At 67.4% G+C, this 17,169-nt stretch carries 14 protein-coding genes and 8 tRNA genes; 4 read left to right on the top strand and 18 right to left on the bottom strand.

The window, feature by feature from the left end:
* Window positions 1-27: 27 nt before the first annotated feature.
* From gloB to ACKVMH_RS02240, 3 genes are all read left to right on the top strand, one after another.
* Window positions 28-804 carry a hydroxyacylglutathione hydrolase gene (gene gloB / locus ACKVMH_RS02250; protein WP_412699076.1) on the top strand — a complete coding sequence of 259 codons (777 nt, stop codon included), beginning with the start codon at window positions 28-30 and terminating at the stop codon, window positions 802-804.
* On the top strand, window positions 801-1,853 hold the full coding sequence (locus ACKVMH_RS02245) for a lytic transglycosylase domain-containing protein (protein WP_412699075.1): 1,053 nt from the start codon (window positions 801-803) through the stop codon (window positions 1,851-1,853). The genes gloB and ACKVMH_RS02245 overlap by 4 nt, the downstream gene beginning before the upstream one ends.
* Before the next feature lie 101 nt (window positions 1,854-1,954).
* Entirely contained in the window at window positions 1,955-2,749 is a 795-nt protein-coding gene (locus tag ACKVMH_RS02240) for an enoyl-ACP reductase FabI (protein ID WP_215218381.1), read from the top strand.
* A gap of 64 nt (window positions 2,750-2,813) precedes the next feature.
* Here the strand turns inward: ACKVMH_RS02240 and ACKVMH_RS02235 are convergent, their stop codons facing one another.
* The 14 genes from ACKVMH_RS02235 to ACKVMH_RS02170 all read right to left on the bottom strand — a co-directional run bounded on the left by ACKVMH_RS02235 (window position 2,814) and on the right by ACKVMH_RS02170 (window position 12,848).
* Window positions 2,814-4,793 (bottom strand): peptidyl-prolyl cis-trans isomerase, encoded by a 1,980-nt coding sequence (locus ACKVMH_RS02235; protein WP_412699074.1) that lies wholly within the window; start codon window positions 4,791-4,793, stop codon window positions 2,814-2,816.
* Between the two features lie 107 nt (window positions 4,794-4,900).
* Window positions 4,901-4,977 (bottom strand) — tRNA-Asp (locus ACKVMH_RS02230).
* A 105-nt stretch (window positions 4,978-5,082) separates the two neighbouring features.
* Window positions 5,083-5,159: transfer RNA gene (locus ACKVMH_RS02225), tRNA-Asp, on the bottom strand.
* Window positions 5,160-5,183: 24 nt separating this feature from the next.
* Window positions 5,184-5,258, bottom strand: a tRNA-Val gene (locus ACKVMH_RS02220).
* Window positions 5,259-5,304: 46 nt separating this feature from the next.
* A complete protein-coding gene (locus ACKVMH_RS02215; RefSeq protein WP_215218383.1) occupies window positions 5,305-5,577 on the bottom strand; it encodes an HU family DNA-binding protein in 273 nt (90 codons plus the stop codon).
* Window positions 5,578-5,801: 224 nt separating this feature from the next.
* Window positions 5,802-8,249, bottom strand: coding sequence for an endopeptidase La (gene lon / locus ACKVMH_RS02210; protein ID WP_412699073.1), 2,448 nt, complete (start codon window positions 8,247-8,249; stop codon window positions 5,802-5,804).
* 217 nt (window positions 8,250-8,466) lie between these two features.
* A complete protein-coding gene (clpX, locus tag ACKVMH_RS02205; RefSeq protein ID WP_215218385.1) occupies window positions 8,467-9,759 on the bottom strand; it encodes an ATP-dependent Clp protease ATP-binding subunit ClpX in 1,293 nt (430 codons plus the stop codon).
* Between the two features lie 180 nt (window positions 9,760-9,939).
* Window positions 9,940-10,566: an ATP-dependent Clp endopeptidase proteolytic subunit ClpP gene (clpP, locus tag ACKVMH_RS02200; RefSeq protein ID WP_412699072.1), complete on the bottom strand. Its 627-nt coding sequence runs from the start codon at window positions 10,564-10,566 to the stop codon at window positions 9,940-9,942.
* 116 nt (window positions 10,567-10,682) lie between these two features.
* A complete protein-coding gene (gene tig / locus ACKVMH_RS02195) occupies window positions 10,683-11,990 on the bottom strand; it encodes a trigger factor (RefSeq protein WP_412699071.1) in 1,308 nt (435 codons plus the stop codon).
* 228 nt (window positions 11,991-12,218) lie between these two features.
* Window positions 12,219-12,303: transfer RNA gene (locus ACKVMH_RS02190), tRNA-Leu, on the bottom strand.
* Window positions 12,304-12,423: 120 nt separating this feature from the next.
* Window positions 12,424-12,499: transfer RNA gene (locus tag ACKVMH_RS02185), tRNA-Lys, on the bottom strand.
* Between the two features lie 62 nt (window positions 12,500-12,561).
* Window positions 12,562-12,638: transfer RNA gene (locus tag ACKVMH_RS02180), tRNA-His, on the bottom strand.
* Between the two features lie 28 nt (window positions 12,639-12,666).
* Window positions 12,667-12,743 (bottom strand) — tRNA-Arg (locus ACKVMH_RS02175).
* A gap of 28 nt (window positions 12,744-12,771) precedes the next feature.
* A tRNA-Pro gene (locus ACKVMH_RS02170) sits at window positions 12,772-12,848 on the bottom strand.
* A gap of 150 nt (window positions 12,849-12,998) precedes the next feature.
* On the opposite strand from ACKVMH_RS02170, the gene ACKVMH_RS02165 reads away from it, so the two are divergent.
* Window positions 12,999-13,751 (top strand): Bax inhibitor-1/YccA family protein, encoded by a 753-nt coding sequence (locus ACKVMH_RS02165; RefSeq protein ID WP_412699070.1) that lies wholly within the window; start codon window positions 12,999-13,001, stop codon window positions 13,749-13,751.
* Window positions 13,752-13,820: 69 nt separating this feature from the next.
* Here ACKVMH_RS02165 and ACKVMH_RS02160 read toward each other — a convergent pair whose 3' ends face one another.
* From ACKVMH_RS02160 to grxC, 4 genes are all read right to left on the bottom strand, one after another.
* Entirely contained in the window at window positions 13,821-15,152 is a 1,332-nt protein-coding gene (locus tag ACKVMH_RS02160; protein ID WP_412699069.1) for a Na+/H+ antiporter NhaC family protein, read from the bottom strand.
* Between the two features lie 180 nt (window positions 15,153-15,332).
* Window positions 15,333-16,340: an isocitrate dehydrogenase gene (locus ACKVMH_RS02155; protein WP_412699068.1), complete on the bottom strand. Its 1,008-nt coding sequence runs from the start codon at window positions 16,338-16,340 to the stop codon at window positions 15,333-15,335.
* Window positions 16,341-16,445: 105 nt separating this feature from the next.
* Complete coding sequence (locus ACKVMH_RS02150) at window positions 16,446-16,781, bottom strand: carboxymuconolactone decarboxylase family protein (RefSeq protein WP_215220354.1); 336 nt, start codon at window positions 16,779-16,781, stop codon at window positions 16,446-16,448.
* Window positions 16,782-16,846: 65 nt separating this feature from the next.
* Window positions 16,847-17,092 (bottom strand): glutaredoxin 3, encoded by a 246-nt coding sequence (gene grxC / locus ACKVMH_RS02145; protein ID WP_215220355.1) that lies wholly within the window; start codon window positions 17,090-17,092, stop codon window positions 16,847-16,849.
* Window positions 17,093-17,169: the final 77 nt, after the last annotated feature.

The raw sequence follows: 17,169 nt of genomic DNA, 5'->3' as shown, positions 1-17,169 counted from the left end.
CCGGGCGCATCCCCCAAGGAGCCGCCGATGCAGCTGCACGCACTCCCCGCGCTGTCCGACAACTACATCTGGCTGGTAAGAAGCGCCACGGGCGTACTGGTGGTCGACCCCGGCGATGCCGCACCGGTGTTGCACGCCGCTGACGCGGGCGGCTTTGCCGTCGACGCCGTCCTGCTCACCCACCACCACCACGATCACATCGGCGGCGCCGCGCGACTCCGGGCGCGCTGGCCGGCGATTGCTGTGCTCGCCCCGCATGACGAGCGGATCGAAGTGGCGACACAACGCGTCGCTGATGGCGACTCGGTACGCGCCGCAGGCCTCCATTTCGACGTGATCGCCGTCCCGGGTCACACCACCAGCCATGTCGCGTTCTTCCACGACGGCCCGGCGGAGCGCTTGCTGTTCTGCGGGGACACCCTGTTCAGCCTTGGTTGCGGGCGGCTTTTCGAGGGTAGCGCGGCGCAGATGCACGATTCACTATCGCGCCTGGCCGCCCTGCCCGCTTCCACGCGGGTGTGTTGCGGCCACGAGTACACGTTGTCCAACGCCGCCTTCGCGCGCGTGGTCGACCCCGACAACCAGGCGCTCCGACGCCGAACCGAAGAGGCCCAGGCCATGCGCGACCAGGCACGCCCGACCCTGCCCAGCACGATCGCCGATGAGCGCGCGTGCAATCCGTTCCTGCGTTGCGGCGAGCCGGCCGTAGTGGCTGCAGTAGAGCGCCACGTTGGCCAGTCGCTGGCCGATGCGACCGCGGTGTTCGCCGGCCTGCGGCGCTGGAAGGACGGATTCGCCGCATGAGGGGCCGGACGCGGAGGTTCGCGTTGGCGGTGGTGTGCAGCGCGTCGATGGGGATGCTGGCAACGCCAGCGGCCAGCGCGGCCGCAGGCCCCGGCGCGATCGCCGGACCGGTGGCGGCAGCCGAGGCACGCACCGGCCATGACATCTACCGGCAGTTCCGCGACGGCCTGTCCGCACCGGCCTGCCCGGCTGGCGTGAGCGAACGCTGGCGCACCCACTTCGCTGCCGCACCCGGCCGCCTCGCCCAGCCCGACGAGGGCACGCTCGCGCTGTTCGGCTACGTCCTGGACGCGCTGGAGAAGGCCAGCCTGCCGAGCGAGTACGCGCTCATCCCGTTCGTTGAAAGCGGCTACAAGCCCGACGCCCGCAGCCCCCTCGGGCCGGCCGGCATGTGGCAGATGATCAAGCTCACCGCACGCAACCACAAAGTACCGATCCGCGGTGGCTACGACGGCCGGCTGTCCCCGGTGGACTCGACCCGCGCGGCGGTCCGCTACCTCAAGACCCTGCACGGCATGTTCGCCGGTGACTGGCGCCTGGCAGCCATGGCATACAACGCCGGCGAGTACCGCATCCTCGGCGCGCTGCGGAAGTCGGGCCAGGTCGCGCGCGATGCCAAGCCGGAAGCGCTGCCCGGCGTGGCGGGCATCACCCACGCCTACGTGAGGAAGCTGCAGGCGCTGGCCTGCCTGCTCGAGGAGGCCGAGGACCAGGAGCAGTGGATGCAGGCGCTGGATCGTCCGGTGCCACGGCTGGAGGCAGTTCCGGTGGCCACCGACGTGACCCGCGTCGACGTCTGGGCGGACGCCAACGGTCGTGACCCGCGGCGACTGCGCCGGCTCAACCCGGCGTTCGTTGCCGGGCGGATCCGTCACGACGGGGGCGCGGTGCACCTGCTCGTTCCCACTCCGGCCTACGCCGCGCTCGTGGTCGACGAAGCGCCGGACGCGGAAACGCAGCCGGCGATCGCCCGGGCGGAGGGGGCCGAATCCACGGTCAATGGATCCCCAACCCAGGTCCAGGCGGGCCGCGCCGCCGGCGACGACTGAACGCCGCCGCGCGTGCCACCGGGCACATCGTGCCCGCGGCGGGTGGTTAAACTAGCGGATTGCCGGCCCTGCCCGGCCGCCACGAGCATCGAGGAGCAATCATGGGTTTCCTGCAAGGCAAGCGCGCACTCATCACCGGCATCGCCAGCGACCGCTCGATCGCCAGCGGCATCGCCGAGGCCATGCACCGCCAGGGTGCCGAGCTGGCATTCACCTACCTCAATGACAAGCTGCGCCCGCGTGTCGAGAAGGCCGCCACCGCGCTTGGCAGCGATATCGTGCTGCCCCTCGACGTGTCCAGCGACGACCAGATCACCGCCTGCTTCGAGCAGCTCGGCCAACGCTGGGACGGGTTCGACATCCTGGTCCACGCGATCGCCTACGCGCCGCGCGAGGCGATCGAGGGCGAGTTTCTCGACGGCCTGACCCGGGAGAACTGGAACACCGCCCACGAGATCTCGGCGTTCTCGCTCGCCGCGATGGCGAAGGCCGCACGCCCGCTGATGGCCCACCGCAACGGCGCGATCCTGACCCTGAGCTACCTGGGCGCCGAGCGCGCGCTGCAGAACTACAACGTGATGGGCGTGGCCAAGGCCAGCCTCGAGGCGACGGTGCGCTACCTCGCGCTGAACCTCGGCCCGGAGGGCACCCGCGTCAACGCGATTTCCGCCGGCCCAATCAAGACCCTGTCGGCCGCCGGTATCGCGAACTTCCGCAAGATGCTCGGCCATTTCGAACAGTACGCGCCGCTGCGCCGCAGCGTCACCATCGAGGACGTCGGCAACACCGCCGCGTTCCTGTGTTCGGACCTGGCCGCGGGCATCACCGGCGAAGTCACCTACGTCGATTCGGGGTACAACATCCTCGGCATGACCGGCATCGGCGACGAGGACTGAGCGGCCCGCTGCTCCACGAAAAAGCCCGGCGCGAAGCCGGGCTTTTTTTGTTCTGAGTCGCGGATCAGAGGTTTTCTTCGACCACCTCGATCTCCATCCCGGCACGCAACGCCGACACCAGCGCCTGGACGTCGTTCGCCCCGGCAAACTGCGCGACCTGCTGGGCCAGCATCTCCCGCTGCGCCGCCGGCACTTCGGCGATGTCGCCGGGGGTGACCTTCTCCACCGCGAAAAGCACGATGGTGCCGTCATCGAGCACCTGCATCCCGTGCGCCGGCTTTTCCGTCCCGTCCACCCGCGTGGCGAAGATCGCCTGCGACACCGACGCGTCGACCAGTGGGGCGCCACGCGGCACGCCCGGGACCGACTGCGGCGCCGGCAGCGACTCGGCCTCGGCCAGCGCTGCCAGCGTGGTACCCGCATCCAGCTTGGCCAGCAGGCCACGGGCGCGCTGCTCGGCGGCCTGCCGCGAGCGGTCGGCACGGATGGCCGCGATCACCTGCTCACGCACTTCCGCCAGCGGCCGGGCGCTTTCGGGCAGGTGGTCGGTTACGCGGATCCAGACATTGCGGCCGGGGCCGACTTCGATCGGGTCGCTGACCGTGCCGTCCTCCACCAGTACTTCGGAGAATGCCGCGTTGCGGACTGCCGCGTGTGCCGCCACGCCCTCGGTCGCCGTGCGAGCGAACGGACCAAGCTTCTGCACCTGCACGCCCGCGATCTCTGCGGCCGGTGCCAGCGCACCGGGGTTGGCAAGCACGGCATCGACGACCTGCGACGAGATGTCGTTGAAGGCCTGTTCGCGGTCGGCCTCGGCCTGCTCGGCCGCCAGCGTCTCGCGCACTTCTTCGAAGGACTCACGCGCACCGGCCTTGACCTCGTGCAGCTTGATTACGTGCCAGCCGAAATCGGTCTTGACGGGGTTGCTCACCGATCCCGGCTCCAGCGCGAACAGCGCTTCGGCAAAGGGGCCCGGCATCATGTCGCGGCTCATCCAACCCAGGTCGCCACCAGCGGCACTGGAGCCCGCGTCGTCGCTGTAACGGGCCGCCAGCGCAGTGAAATCCGCGCCTTCGGCCGCCGCGAGGCCGGCGACCTCGGCCGCTTCCGCCGCCGCGGCCTGTTGGGCGTCGGCATCGGCGTCGGCCGCCACCTCGATCAGAATGTGCGAGGCGTGGCGCTGCTCCTGCGAAGCGAACTTGTCCTGCTCCTGCTGGTAGCGCGCCCGCAGTGCCGCTTCATCGGCCGCAGCCGGCGCCGGCAGCGCCGCCATGTCGAGCTCGATGTATTCGATTGCCACCCGCTCCGGTGCCCGGTAGTCGGCCAGGTGGGCGTCGTACCACGCCTGCACGTCCGCATCGGACACGTCGGTGGTGTCGGCCGCGGCCGGCGGGGCGACCAGAAGGCTCACGTCACGCCGCTCGCCCATCAGGCGGATCAGGCGATCCAGTTCAGCGTCGGTCACGAAATTGCTGTTGGCGATGGCGGTCGTGACCAGGCTCTGCTGCAGGCCTTCGCGCACAAGCTGGTCGAACTGCGCCGGCGTCTGCGCCGGCACCTGCGAGGCGAGCGCGAGCTGGTAACGGGACGGGTCGAAGCGGCCATCGACCTGGAACGCCGGGATCGCCTGGATCGCGTCGCGCACCATCGCATCGCTGACCACCACGCCCGCCTGTTCGGCCGCCATCGCCTGGACGCGCTGGTCGATCAACGTCTCCAGCACCATGCGCTTTGTTTCGGCACTCTCGAAGTCACGCGCGTCAAAGGCGTCGCCGAGCTCGGCCCGCTGTTGCTGCCGCACCTGCTCGAAGCGCTGGCGGAATTCGTCGACGCTGATCTCCTCGTGGCGCCAGAACACCGACACCGGCCAGAAGGACGGCGCGTCGGCCCACCACGTCGGCGGCGCCTGGATGGTGGCGACCGTGGTATTGCTGCGCTGGACCATGTACTGCTCGAGCCCGAAGAAGGCGAACGGGATGATCAGCAGCCCGAGGATCACCGTGGCGATCCAGCCGGAGGTCTTGTCGCGGAGTTTCTGCAGCATGGGGACGTAGTGGGCAAGTCGGAAGCCGCACAGTCTAGCGCGGTTGCCCTGTCGGCTGGCGGGCCAAAAAAAAGGCGCCGTTTCCGGCGCCTTCTACAACTCGACAATGGCGGAGCGGACGGGACTCGAACCCGCGACCTCCGGCGTGACAGGCCAGCATTCTAACCAACTGAACTACCGCTCCACGTCGCAAAACACTGGTTGCCGAACCGGCTGCAACCGGCCGCACAAAAGCGCGGCTCTCATAAAAAGCAGAAGCGCCGGAATCATCCGGCGCTTCTGGTGTAACTGGCGGAGTGGACGGGACTCGAACCCGCGACCTCCGGCGTGACAGGCCAGCATTCTAACCAACTGAACTACCACTCCGCACTTTGAAGCATTACCCGGTGCTGGTGGGTGCTGAGGGTTTCGAACCCCCGACCCTCTCCGTGTAAAGGAGACGCTCTACCACTGAGCTAAGCACCCTGGATCACAGGACCGCCGCGATGCATTGCGGCGGCGGGTGAGCTGCTTAGTTTACAGCGTCCTTAAGGGCTTTGCCAGCCTTGAACGCAGGATTCTTGGAAGCCTTGATCTTGATCGTCTCACCGGTCTTCGGGTTGCGACCCTGACGGGCGGCACGCTTGCGGACCTGGAAGGTGCCGAAGCCGACCAGCGTCACCGTGTCGCCCTTCTTCAGCGCCTTGGTGATGACACTGACCATCGCGTCGACGGCATTGGCGGCATCGGTCTTCGACAGCTCTGCAGCGTCGGCGACGGCGGCAACAAAATCACCCTTGTTCATTCGTGTGGACTCCCTGTGCGGATACGGACCGCGGTGTGCTGAGAATCGAAGTGCCCCCCGCGCACGGCGGACCTCCGACCGACTTTGCCGCATCGCCAGCCAACCCCCCCGGCTGCAATGCGGTTGCCTGCGTTATACCAGTGGCATTTAGGGGGTGCAAGCCGGAAAGCTAGCAATGACGCGGGTTTCAGCGGATCGGACGCATTTTTGGCAATTGCCGCCAATCAATGCTTGACGCCGGCCTGCTCGACCCGCTCGCCCTTGCCCCTGACCGGTACCGCACCCTCGCCCGAAGGCTGCGAGGGCGTCACAGGGCGTTCCAGCGCCACGTCGAGGACTTCGTCGATCCACTTGGCCGGGACGATCTTCAACCCCTGGGTCACGCTCTTCGGCAGGTCGACCAGGTCCTTCTCGTTCTCCTCGGGAATGATGACCGTGGTGATGCCGCCACGCAGCGCCGCCAGCAACTTCTCCTTCAGACCGCCGATCGGAAGCACGCGACCGCGCAGGGTGATTTCGCCGGTCATCGCCACCTCCGCGCGCACCGGATTGCCGGTGAGCATCGACACCAGCGCAGTCGCCATCGCGATGCCGGCGCTCGGGCCGTCCTTCGGCGTGGCGCCCTCGGGCACGTGGACGTGGATGTCCTGCTTCTGCAGGAACTCAAGGTCGATGCCCAGGCGCTCGGTCCGCGCCCGAACCACCGACAGCGCCGCCGACGCCGACTCCTTCATGACGTCGCCCAGCTGGCCGGTCAGCAACAGCTGGCCCTTGCCCGGCACCATCGTCGATTCGATCTGCAGCAGGTCGCCGCCGACCTCCGTCCACGCCAGTCCGGTCACCAGGCCGATCTCGTTCTGCTCCTCGGCACGGCCGAAGTCGAACCGGCGCACGCCCAGGTACTTGTCGAGGTTCTTGGGGGTGACGTTGACCGTCTTCGCCTTCTTCTGCGGCCCGGCCAGTGCGATCTCCTTGACCACCTTGCGCGCGATCTTGGAGATCTCGCGCTCGAGATTGCGCACGCCGGACTCGCGCGTGTAGTAGCGCACGATGTCGCGTACCGCCGCCTCGCTGATCTTGACCTCGTCCGACTTGAGCCCGTTGGCCTTGATCTGCTTTGGCAGCAGGTAACGCATGGCGATGTTGAGCTTCTCCTCCTCGGTGTAACCCGGGATGCGGATCACCTCCATGCGGTCCAGCAGCGGACCAGGGATGTTGAGCGAGTTGGAGGTGGCCACGAACATCACCTCGCTCAGGTCGAGGTCGACCTCCAGGTAGTGGTCGTTGAAGCTGTGGTTCTGCTCGGGATCCAGGACCTCGAGCAGCGCGGACGACGGGTCGCCGCGGAAGTCCATCGACATCTTGTCGATCTCGTCGAGCACGAACAGGGGGTTCTTCGTGCCGACCTTGTTGAGGTTCTGCACGATTCGCCCAGGCATCGAGCCGACGTAGGTGCGGCGGTGGCCACGGATCTCGGCCTCGTCACGCACGCCGCCGAGCGACATCCGGATGAACTTGCGGTTGGTCGCCTTGGCGATCGATTGGCCCAGCGAAGTCTTGCCCACGCCCGGAGGGCCGACCAGGCACAGGATCGGGGCCTTCATCGTCTTGACCCGGGTCTGCACGGCCAGGTATTCGAGGATGCGCTCCTTCACCTTCTCAAGGCCGAAGTGGTCGGCGTCAAGCACTTCCTGCGCGGCACGCAGGTCCTTGCGGACCTTGCTGCGCTTCTTCCACGGCACGCCGAGCAGCCAGTCCAGGTAGTTGCGCACCACCGCGGCCTCGGCCGACATCGGCGACATCTGCTTGAGCTTGTTGAGCTCGTTGCGCGCCTTGGCCTCGACCGGCTTGGGCATGCCGGCCGCGGCGATCTTGCGGGTCAGCTCCTCGATGTCATTCGGCGCGTCGTCGATCTCGCCCAGCTCCTTCTGGATCGCCTTCATCTGCTCGTTGAGGTAGTACTCGCGCTGGCTCTTCTCCATCTGCGACTTGACCCGGCCGCGGATGCGCTTCTCCAGCTGCTGCACGTCGATCTCGCCGTCGACCAGGCCGACCAGCTGCTCCAGTCGGGCGCCGACGTCATGGGTCTCAAGCAACTTCTGCTTGTCGCCGATACGCACCCCGAGGTGGGCAGCGATGGTGTCTGCCAGGCGCCCCGGCTCGTCGATGCCCGAAAGGGTCTGCATCAGCTCCGGCGGGAGCTTGCGATTGGTCTTGACGTACTGCTCGAACAGGCCCATCAGCGAGCGTGCGATGGCGTCGAGTTCACGCTCCTCGCGGTCGGCCACGGGCTCGATCACGCGGGCGCTGCCGGACAGCGTGCCTTCGTGTTCAACCACGTCTTCGACGCGCGCGCGCGCCACGCCTTCCACCAGCACCTTGATGGTGCCGTCGGGCAGCTTGAGCAGTTGCAGGACATGGGCCAGCGTGCCCACCTCGTAGAGATCGCCGGCGACCGGGTCGTCGGTCTCGGCCGACTTCTGCGCCACCAGCAGGATCTGCTTGTCGGCTTCCATCGCCAGGTCGAGGGCGCGGATCGACTTGTCGCGCCCGACGAACAACGGGATCACCATGTGCGGGAACACCACGACGTCGCGCAGCGGCAACACCGGCAGCTCGAGAGGTTCGTGCCCGGTCGTGCGGGAGGATTCGGTCCGGGTGGATTCGGTCATGGAGGGCTCCGGGCGGTCAGGCCGCCGGACGGGCGTCCGGCGCAGTAAACGGGAAAGCGCCGGCATCGCCGGGGCCTTGGCAACGGTTATGGGGGCCCGCGCGGAGGGATGCAAGCGGCGTCAGGGAGCCGATCCGGGCGGTTCGGGAAACCCAAATGAAATCAGCCGCTTGCGAGGCGCAAACGGCTGATCCGGTCAACGGCGGGTGCGGCCCGGTTCAGTCGCCCGAAGCGGCCTTCTGCGGAGCCGCCGGCGGCGTCTGGTAGATCAGGTAGGGATCGGTCTTGTGGTCGATCACCGACTCGTCGACCACCACCTTGCTCACGTTCTCCTGCGACGGCAGCTCGTACATCGTGTCGAGCAGCACCGACTCCACGATGGTGCGCAGGCCACGCGCGCCGGTCTTGCGCTTGAGGGCCTTGCGGGCGATCGCCGCAAGGGCGTCGGGACGGAACTCCAGCTCGACGCCTTCCATCTCGAACAGCTTGCGGAACTGCTTGGTGATCGCGTTGCGCGGCTCGGTCAGGATGGTGATCAGGGCCTCCTCGTCGAGTTCCTCGAGTGTCGCGACGACCGGCAGGCGGCCGACGAACTCGGGAATCAGGCCGAACTTGATCAGGTCCTCGGGCTCGACCTCGGCCAGGATCTTGCCGACCTCGGTCTTGCGCTCGCTGCTCTTGACCTTGGCGCCAAAGCCGATGCCACCGGCCTCGGTGCTGCGCTGCTGGATGATTTTGTCCAGACCGGCGAAGGCGCCACCCACGATGAACAGGATGTTGCGCGTGTCGACCTGCAGGAACTCCTGCTGCGGATGCTTGCGGCCGCCCTGCGGCGGCACGCTGGCGACGGTGCCCTCGATCAGCTTCAGAAGCGCCTGCTGGACGCCCTCGCCAGACACGTCGCGGGTGATCGACGGGTTGTCGGACTTGCGCGAGATCTTGTCGATCTCGTCGATGTAGACGATGCCCTGCTGCGCCTTGTCGACGTCGTAGTCGCACTTCTGCAGCAGCTTCTGGATGATGTTCTCGACGTCCTCGCCGACATAGCCGGCTTCGGTCAACGTCGTCGCGTCGGCCATCGTGAACGGCACGTTGAGCATGCGCGCCAGCGTTTCGGCCAGCAGCGTCTTGCCCGAACCGGTCGGCCCGACCAGCAGGATGTTGGACTTGGCCAGCTCGACGTCGTCGTTCTTCTGGCGGCTCTCGATGCGCTTGTAATGGTTGTACACGGCGACCGCGAGCGTGCGCTTGGCGCGCGCTTGGCCAATCACGTACTGGTCGAGGACCTCGAGGATCTCCTTGGGCTTGGGCAGGTGGCTGCGCGCCGACTGCGCCTTCTCCTCGAGTTCCTCGCGGATGATGTCGTTGCACAGCTCGACGCATTCGTCACAGATGAACACGCTGGGGCCCGCAATCAGCTTGCGCACCTCGTGCTGGCTCTTGCCGCAGAACGAGCAGTACAGAATCTTGTTGCTGTCGCCGGTACTGCGGCCCTGTCGATCGTCGGTCATGCGCTTGCCTGAAGTTCCATGTGCGGAGCCGGTCGCGCAAGGCCTGCGCGCACGGGTACCGGATGATGCGGCCCGAGAATAGCACAGCATCCCGGCAAGCCCCGGGGGCCTGCCGGAACCGCTGAAAGCGTCACGGAATCAATAACTTGTGCGATTGTGTTCGGGTCGAGCAAATAGCCGTCAACCGGCTTGGATGGACTCGTCGGGGCGGCGTTCGAGCACCTGGTCGACTAGGCCGTACTCGCGGGCGGCCTCGGCGCTCTTGAAGTTGTCGCGCTCGGTGTCGCGCGCGATCGTCTCCAGCGGCTGCCCGGTGTGGTGGGAGAGTACCTCGTTCAGCTTCTGCTTGAGCGCGAGGATCTCGCGGGCGTGGATCTCGATGTCGCTGGCCTGGCCCTGGAAGCCGCCGAGCGGCTGGTGGATCATCACGCGCGAGTTCGGCAGCGCGTAACGCTTGCCCTTGGCACCTGCCGCCAGCAGCAGCGCGCCCATCGAGGCGGCCTGGCCGACGCAGATCGTGCTCACGTCCGGCTTGATGTACTGCATGGTGTCGTAGATCGCCATGCCGGCCGTGACCACGCCGCCGGGGGAGTTGATGTAGAGGCTGATGTCCTTCTCGGGGTTTTCGGCCTCGAGGAAGAGCATCTGCGCGACGATCACGTTGGCCACGTGGTCGTCGACCCCGCCCACCAGGAAGATCACCCGCTCCTTCAGCAGGCGCGAGTAGATGTCATACGCGCGCTCGCCGCGGCTGGTCTGCTCGACCACCATCGGCACCAGGTTCAGGGCTTGGGTTCGGTTGTCCATCCGGATGCGGGACCTTCGGTTACGTGTGTGCGGCTAGTCAATCTGGGGCTGGCCGCGCGGCGATGCAAGCCCCGCCGGGGTCAACCGCGCCCCGCGGGGCGCGGCGGTTCATCCAACTACTGGCGGATGGCCTCGGAGAAGGACATCGGCTGCTCGGTGTGCTGGGCGCGCTCGGCGATCCAGTCGATCACCTGCTCTTCCATCACCCGGCCCTGAAGACCCTGCATCAGCTGCTGGTCCTGGCGGTAGAGCTCGATGACCTGCTGCGGCTCCTCGTAGGTCGAGGCGATCAGGTTGAGGGTCTCGGACACGCGCTTGGGATCAAGCTTGAGTTCGTTGCGGCGCGCGACCTCACCCACGAGCAGGCCGACCAGCACGCGCTTGCGCGCGGCCTCCATGAACGACTCGTGGGCGTTGTCGGGCAGTTCCACCTTGCGGCCTTGGCGACGCGCCTGCTCGGCGGCCTGGCGGGCCATGTCGCGGGCCTCGTTCTCGACCAGGCGCGGCGGCATCTCGACCGAGGCGTACTCGGCGATCAGCTGCTCGCCGACCTCGCGGCGCAGGCGGGTCATCAGCGCGCCCTTGAGCTCGCGCTCGAGGTTGCTGCGGATGTCCTTGCGGAACTGTTCCGCATCGCCGCTCTTGATGCCGAAGCTCTTGATGAAACCCTCGTCCACTTCCGGCAGGACCGGCTCGGAGACCTTGGTCGCCTTGACGGTCACGTCCACCTTGCGGCCGGCGAACTGCGGCACGCGCCAGCTCGCGGGGAACTCGACCTCGACCGTCTTCTCCTCGCCCGCCTTCATGCCGACCAGGGCGGCTTCGATCGCCGGGAACATCGCGGCCGAACCGACCACGGTGGCGCCGCGCTCGGCGCCTTCCGCCGGGAGGCGCTCGCCGTCGACGGTGGAGAAGGTCTCCAGCTCAACCGCGTCGCCTTCCTGTGCGGCGCGCTCGACCGGGTTCCAGGTGCGGCGCTGCAGGCGGAGGTTCTCGATCATCGCGTCGATGTCGGCGTCCTTCACCTCGGAGGTGTGGCGCACGACGTTGAGCTTCGCGACGTCGATGTCGCCGAAGTCCGGCACGACCTCGAAGGTGGCGACGTAGGCCAGCTCTTCGCCTTCGGCGGGCTCGATCCGCGGGTTGCCGGCGATCTGCAGCGACTGCTCGCGCACCGCGTTGCCGAAGCTTTCGCGCAGCAGGCCGTCCAGCACCTCGGCGCGAACCTGCTGGCCGAAACGCTGCTCGATGACCTTGGCGGGCACCTTGCCGGGGCGGAAGCCCTTGATCTTGGCGCCGCGTGCGATTTCGCGCAGGCGACCACCGACGGTGCTCTCCAGGCGGTCTGCCGGGAGGCTGAAGGTCATGCGGCGCTCGAGGTTACCGAGCGACTCGACCGACGCGGACTTTTCTACGGCTGGCATATCCACTCCTGCGACCGCGACCGGTCGTCGCGGCAAGCTGTTTGTTGAACCGGTCGCCCGGGCGGACACTGGGCCGGCCATGGGCGGAACGACGTAGTTTGGCTGATTCCGGGCGCCGCTTCCAGTTGCCGATCGCCTGCTCCGGCTTGGGAGAAGGTCGTTGCGACGGAAGACAAGCACGCGCGACCACTCACGCGGGCCACCGGTCGCGCAGGCCGTTGCCCGGGATGGTGCGAAAGGGGGGACTCGAACCCCCACGCCTTGCGGCACTGGAACCTAAATCCAGGGCGTCTACCAATTCCGCCACTTTCGCGATGCCGCCCGCCGGCAGGGCCGGTGGCGGCGATTCTACGGGCGTCCGCCAAGGGCACGCCACGGCCGCCGCACCGCGGGCAAGAAAAAAGCACCTGGCGCGAACCAGGTGCTTCCGTCTTGGTGGGCCGTCAAGGATTCGAACCTTGGACCTATTGATTAAGAGTCAACTGCTCTACCAACTGAGCTAACGGCCCGTTAGCGCTGAAATTGTAGCAGGAAGGACCTGCCTGAAGCCAACACCCGCATGAACCGCGAGTGGGGTGGAAGACGGGATTCGAACCCGCGACCCCCGGAATCACAATCCGGTGCTCTAACCAACTGAGCTACATCCACCACAGAACCCAACACTTGCATCGCAGTCTGGCGCGCCCGGCAGGACTCGAACCTGCAACCACCGGCTTAGAAGGCCGGTGCTCTATCCGGTTGAGCTACAGGCGCCTGCACACATCTTAGCCGGCGCCCCGAGTGGTCGGGGCAGAGGGATTCGAACCCCCGACCCTCTGGTCCCAAACCAGATGCGCTACCAGACTGCGCTATGCCCCGATCCGGGCTTCCGTTGCGCGCCAGCGCCGCGAAAGGCCGGTCATTTTGGGCGGCGGGGGCTGGACTGTCAATGATCCAGCAGGCAACCGGCGTTGTATCCTCGGGGCAGTGCCCGCACCGGGCTCGAACCAGACACACAGGGGACTACACATGATCCGCAGCGGTAACCCGGCTCTCAAGGACTCCACCTTCCTCGACCTCGGCAGCGGCGCGATCGTGCGCGGCGGCGACAACGTGATGACGCTCGCCGGCACGGTCAACAAGACCGGGATGCTGCTGCTGATGGCGGTGCTGACCGCCACCTTCACCTGGTACCAGGTGTCGACCCCCGCCGGCATCGTCGGCGCCGGCCCCTACCTGTGGGGCGGCATGATCGGCGGCCTGGTGCTCGCGCTGGTGACGGTCTTCAAGAAGGAATGGTCGCCGGTTACCGCCCCGCTGTACGCGCTGGTCGAGGGCTTCTTCCTCGGTGCCATCTCGGCGATGTTCAACCACATGTACGAAGGCATCGTCATGCAGGCGGTGCTGCTGACCTTCGGCACGCTGTTCGCGCTGCTGTTCGTTTACCGCACGGGCCTGATCAAGGCGACCGAGAACTTCAAGCTGGGCGTCGCCGCCGCCACCGGCGGCATCTTCCTGGTCTACATGGCCAGCATCGTGCTGGGCCTTTTCGGCATCCAGATCCCCATGATCCACGAGTCGGGGATAGTCGGTATCGGATTCAGCCTGTTCGTGGTGGTGATCGCCGCGCTCAACCTGGTGCTGGACTTCGACTTCATCGAGACCGGCGCCGAACAGGGCGCGCCGAAGTACATGGAGTGGTACGGCGCGTTCGGGCTGATGGTCACGCTGGTGTGGCTGTACATCGAGTTCCTGCGGCTGCTGGCCAAGCTGCGCGACTGACCGCACGCACCACCCGGATGTAATGAAAAGGGCGCCTCCCGGGCGCCCTTTTCATGTTCCGACCTGCCGTCAACGGGACACGTGGCGGGGCCTGCCCGGCCACAGCATGAAACCAATCGCCACGAGCGCCAGCAGCCAGCAGTACCAGACCTTGCCGGCGATCATCAGGGGCGACAGCCCGGCCAGCGAACCGGCCAGCAGGATCTGGGCGCCGTAGGGCAACACGCCCTGGACGACGCACGAGTAGATGTCGAGCACGCTCGCGGCGCGGCGCGGCGCGATGCCGTGCCGGCTGGCGATGTCGCGCGCGAGGCTGCCGCTGACGAGGATGGCCACCGTGTTGTGGGCCGTCAGCGCATCGCTGCCGGCGGCAAGCGCGGCGATGCTCAGCTCGCCGGACCGGCGACCGGTGTGGCCGCGGGCGAAACGCGCGATCACGCCGGCCAGCCACTCCAGCCCGCCTCCCGCCTTGATCAGCGCCGCCAGGCCGCCGATCAACAGGGACAGCAGCGTGATCTCGACCATGCTCTCGAAGCCGTCGTAGATGTCGTTGGCGTAGCTGACCAGGTCGTAGCCCCCGGCCAGCAGGTAGCCGAACACACCGGTCAGTACCAGCCCGATCGCCAGCACGAGGACCACGTCCAACCCGAGCAGGGCGAGCACCAGCACCGCCAGGTAGGGCAGCACCAGCCACGGCGACGCGGCGCCTGGCGCCTCCACCGGCGCCGCATCCCCGAACCAGGCCAGCAGCGCGACGGTGGCGATCGCCGCGGGCAGCGCGATCCTGAAATTCTCGCGGAACTTGTCCGGCATCCGCGCCCCCTGGCTACGGGTGGCGGCGATGGTCGTGTCCGAGATGATCGACAGGTTGTCGCCGAACATCGCGCCGCCGACCACCGCCCCCAGCACCAGTGCGCGGTCCAGGCCGGCCGCGTCGGCCAGGCCGGTGGCGATCGGGACGACCGCCGCGATGGTGCCCATTGATGTGCCGATCGACAGCGACACGAAGCCGGCCACCAGGAACAGCCCCGGCAGAATCAGCGCCGGCGGCATCGCGCCGAGCCCGAGCGCCACCACTGCATCGACCGCGCCGATGGCCCGTGACACGTTTGCGAAGGCGCCGGCCAGCAGGAACACCAGCACCATCAACATCACGTTGGGATGGCCCATTCCTTCCAGCAAGGTGTCGACCGGCCGGATCCCGCGGCGCCGGACCAGCCATGCCCCGAGCGCGAGCGCGGGCAGGATCGCCACCGGCGCGCGCAACTGGTAGAACCCCATCGCCTCGCCCTGCGCAGTGAAATACAGCCCGGCGCCGAAGAACAGCGCCAGGAACACCAGCAAGGGGGTCAACGCGAGCGCGCTCGGTGGCGCCGGCGGCGGCGAAGCGGCGTTATCCATCGCTCTATCCGGATACAGGGAAACGAGCGCGAGTGTGGCGGCTGCCCCGACGGCTGTCGAGCGCGATGGATGGAACGCTGTCGCGACATTCGCGGCAATGGCGCGCCCCGCCCCGGCGCGCTGCCCCCAAAGCAGACGGGGCGCCCGAAGGCGCCCCGTCTGGTACCGACCTGGCGGAGGTCAGACCCGGCTGGCGATCGCGCGGGCGAACGACATCGTGTCGCTGGAACCGCCGAGGTCGCCGGTCAGGCTGTCCTTGGCCTCGAGCGTGGCCACGATGGCCTGGCGCAGGCGGGTGGCCTTGTCGGCCATGCCGAGGTGGTCGAGCATCTGCGCGGCGCCCAGCAGCAGCGCGCACGGATTGGCCTTGCCCTGCCCGGCGATGTCCGGCGCGGTGCCGTGGACGGCCTCGAAGATCGCCGCGTCGGTGCCGATGTTGGCGCCCGGGGTGAGGCCGAGGCCACCGATCAGGCCGGCGCACAGGTCGGAAATGATGTCGCCGAACAGGTTGGTGGTGACGATCACGTCGAACTGCTCGGGCCGCATGACCAGCTGCATGCAGCAGTTGTCGACGATCATTTCCTCGCAGTTGATCTCGGGGTACTCGGCCGCCACTTCACGGGCGGTTTTCAGGAACAGCCCCGAAGTCGACTTGAGGATGTTGGCCTTGTGGACGACGGTGACCTTCTTGCGGCCGGTCTTCCTGGCCAGTTCGAACGCGTAGCGGACGATCCGCTCCGAGCCGCGGCGGGTGGTGCGGGTGATCGAGGTGGCGGTTTCGCCGTCCTCGGACACTGCCTGCCCTTCGGCGCTGTAGGCACCCTCGGTGTTCTCCCGCACGGTGATCAGGTCGACCCCGGACGGGAAGCGCGACTTGGTGTTCGGGAACGACGTCGCCGGGCGCACGTTGGCGTACAGGTCGAAGCGCTTGCGCAGCTCGACGTTGATCGACGAGAAGCCGCCGCCAACCGGCGTGGTCAGCGGGCTCTTGAGCGCCACGCGGTTCTTTCGGATCGAGTCCATGGTCGCCGCCGGCAACAGCTCACCGGTCTTCTCCAGCGCGACCAGGCCGGCGTCGGCGAACTCGTACTGCAGGCCGAGCTGCATCGCGTCGAGCACGTGCAGGGTGGCGTCCATGATTTCCGGGCCGATACCGTCGCCGCGGATGACCGTGATGGTCTGTGTCATTTGGGGGATTTTCCGTCTGGGGGGCGCCGCGACGGGCCGTACGGCGCCGTGTGTGAACCGCGGAATTATGCCAAAAGCGGGACGCTCCCGCAGTCTGCCGCCTGCTCAGCCGTGTTCATGGGCCCCAGGCGCACCTGCTTCGCCCTGCTCGAGGCGATCGAGGAAGTCGACTGCGCGGCGCATGTGCGGGATCACGATCGATCCGCCCACCACCAGCCCGACCGAGAACGCTTCGAACATCTCGTCCCGCTTGACCCCCGCCTCGCGGCACTGGGCAACGTGGTAGCTGATGCAGTCGTCGCAGCGCAACACCAGCGAGGCCACCAGGCCGAGCAGCTCCTTGGTCTTCAGGTCGAGCGCGCCGGGCTGGTAGGTCTGGGTATCGAGCGCGAAGAACCGCCGCACCACCTGGTTGGGCTCGGCCAGGATGCGCTCGTTCATGCGCTTGCGGAACGCGGTGAACTCGGCGACGCGATCGGCCTCGGCCGGGTCCGCCGGGCCGGTGCTCACGCTTCGCCCTCGAACAGCGGCTCCAGCTTGCCTTCGCGGTGCAGCGCGATCATGTCGTCGTAACCACCGACGTGGGTGTCGCCGACGAAGATCTGCGGCACGCTGGTCCGGCGGGTCAGCGCCATCATCTTCTCGCGCTCGGCCGGGTCCAGGTCGACCCGCACCTCGGTCCACTCCCGCCCCTTGCTCTTGAGGAAGTTCTTGGCCGCCACGCAGTAGGGGCAGACCGCAGTGGTGTACATGGTGACCTGGGGGGAGGGCGAAGGCGTGCTCAAGGGACTCTCCTGTGAACTCGTGGGAAGGGCTGTGGTCGAATGCT

This window comes from Lysobacter zhanggongensis, assembly GCF_046638635.1.
GTDB lineage: Bacteria > Pseudomonadota > Gammaproteobacteria > Xanthomonadales > Xanthomonadaceae > Novilysobacter > Novilysobacter luteus.
This window is presented reverse-complemented; position numbering and strand designations above follow the sequence as displayed.

What these genes read in the sequence shown, in the direction of transcription:
- ACKVMH_RS02215 (WP_215218383.1), bottom strand. Translation starts at nt 5,577, where the DNA reads ATGAACAAGGGTGATTTTGTTGCCGCCGTCGCCGACGCTGCAGAGCTG.
- tig (WP_412699071.1), bottom strand. Translation starts at nt 11,990, where the DNA reads ATGCCAGCCGTAGAAAAGTCCGCGTCGGTCGAGTCGCTCGGTAACCTC.
- ACKVMH_RS02235 (WP_412699074.1), bottom strand. Translation starts at nt 4,793, where the DNA reads ATGCTGCAGAAACTCCGCGACAAGACCTCCGGCTGGATCGCCACGGTG.
- clpX (WP_215218385.1), bottom strand. Translation starts at nt 9,759, where the DNA reads ATGACCGACGATCGACAGGGCCGCAGTACCGGCGACAGCAACAAGATT.
- ACKVMH_RS02165 (WP_412699070.1), top strand. Translation starts at nt 12,999, where the DNA reads ATGATCCGCAGCGGTAACCCGGCTCTCAAGGACTCCACCTTCCTCGAC.
- ACKVMH_RS02150 (WP_215220354.1), bottom strand. Translation starts at nt 16,781, where the DNA reads ATGAACGAGCGCATCCTGGCCGAGCCCAACCAGGTGGTGCGGCGGTTC.
- lon (WP_412699073.1), bottom strand. Translation starts at nt 8,249, where the DNA reads ATGACCGAATCCACCCGGACCGAATCCTCCCGCACGACCGGGCACGAA.
- ACKVMH_RS02155 (WP_412699068.1), bottom strand. Translation starts at nt 16,340, where the DNA reads ATGACACAGACCATCACGGTCATCCGCGGCGACGGTATCGGCCCGGAA.
- gloB (WP_412699076.1), top strand. Translation starts at nt 28, where the DNA reads ATGCAGCTGCACGCACTCCCCGCGCTGTCCGACAACTACATCTGGCTG.
- ACKVMH_RS02240 (WP_215218381.1), top strand. Translation starts at nt 1,955, where the DNA reads ATGGGTTTCCTGCAAGGCAAGCGCGCACTCATCACCGGCATCGCCAGC.
- ACKVMH_RS02160 (WP_412699069.1), bottom strand. Translation starts at nt 15,152, where the DNA reads ATGGATAACGCCGCTTCGCCGCCGCCGGCGCCACCGAGCGCGCTCGCG.
- clpP (WP_412699072.1), bottom strand. Translation starts at nt 10,566, where the DNA reads ATGGACAACCGAACCCAAGCCCTGAACCTGGTGCCGATGGTGGTCGAG.
- grxC (WP_215220355.1), bottom strand. Translation starts at nt 17,092, where the DNA reads ATGTACACCACTGCGGTCTGCCCCTACTGCGTGGCGGCCAAGAACTTC.
- ACKVMH_RS02245 (WP_412699075.1), top strand. Translation starts at nt 801, where the DNA reads ATGAGGGGCCGGACGCGGAGGTTCGCGTTGGCGGTGGTGTGCAGCGCG.